Below are 1,090 nucleotides of genomic sequence, written 5' to 3'. Positions count from 1 at the left end.
AAGTCAAACTGCTGGCAGACACGGACGGCGACGGCGAAATCGACGATGTGGTTGCAACGACCACCACGTCGAATGGCGGCCAGTACCTGTTCGAGAACCTGGACGCTGATGACTACAAAGTCATGTTCGGCACGGTTGCAGGTCTGACATTCACCACTGCAGGCGCAGCGGCGGACGAAGACGTGGACGGCGACTCCGACGCAGGCGTGGACGGCATGACCGACACGATCTCGCTGGAAATCGGTGAAGCAGAGCGCGACATCGACGCAGGTCTGGTCGATCCGGGTACGGCGTCCATCACCGGTCGTTACTTCTGCGACGAAAACGACAATGACGTCGACGATGGCGAACCGGGCATTGCAGACGCAACTGTGACGCTTCTGGATGCCGCTGGCGCGGTTGTGGCAACGACCACAACTGGTTTGAACGGCGAGTATGCCTTCACCGGTCTTCCGGCAGGCGACTACACGGTCGAATTCGCACCGGCGACAGACGGCAAGGTCTTCGTTGCTCAGGACGATCCGAACGGCAATGGCGACGACACCAACGACAGCGATGTTGACAGCACCGGCACCACCGGCGTCATCACCGTGGGTGTTGGCGAAGTGTCCGAGAACAACGACGCTGGCGTCGAAGATCCCGGCACGGCCTCGCTGGCGGGCCGCGTGTTCTGCGACGAGAACGACAACAGCCTTGATGACGGTGAGCCCGGCATCGCGGGTGTGACTGTTCAGCTTCTGGACGCATCCGGCGCAGTGGTTGCGACCACTGAAACCGGCGCAGACGGCTCYTACGAGTTCGTCGGTCTGGACGCAGGCACCTATTCCGTCGACTTCGACGAGAATGACGCCGATCTGGACGGCAAGGTTCTGGTCACACAGGACGTTGACGGCAACGCATCCGACGATGTGGACAGCGACGCGTCCGAAGCGGACGGCACAACCGGTCAGGTCACACTGGGCATTGGCGAGCGGGTCGAGAACATCGACGCGGGCGTTGAAGATCCGGGCACGGCCTCCATCGGTGACACCGTATGGCTGGACGAGAACGGCAACGGCACGCTGGACGGCGGCGAAGCCGGTGTCGACGG

The 1,090-nt window shown here is 62.3% G+C and carries 1 protein-coding gene; it reads left to right on the top strand.

Annotated elements, in window-relative coordinates:
• Positions 1–1,090, top strand: a 1,090-nt coding sequence (locus tag E4Z66_RS19540) for an SdrD B-like domain-containing protein (protein ID WP_211097198.1), incomplete at both ends; no start/stop codon positions are given.

This window comes from Aliishimia ponticola (genome assembly GCF_004803475.1).
Taxonomy (GTDB): domain Bacteria; phylum Pseudomonadota; class Alphaproteobacteria; order Rhodobacterales; family Rhodobacteraceae; genus Aliishimia; species Aliishimia ponticola.
This window is presented reverse-complemented; position numbering and strand designations above follow the sequence as displayed.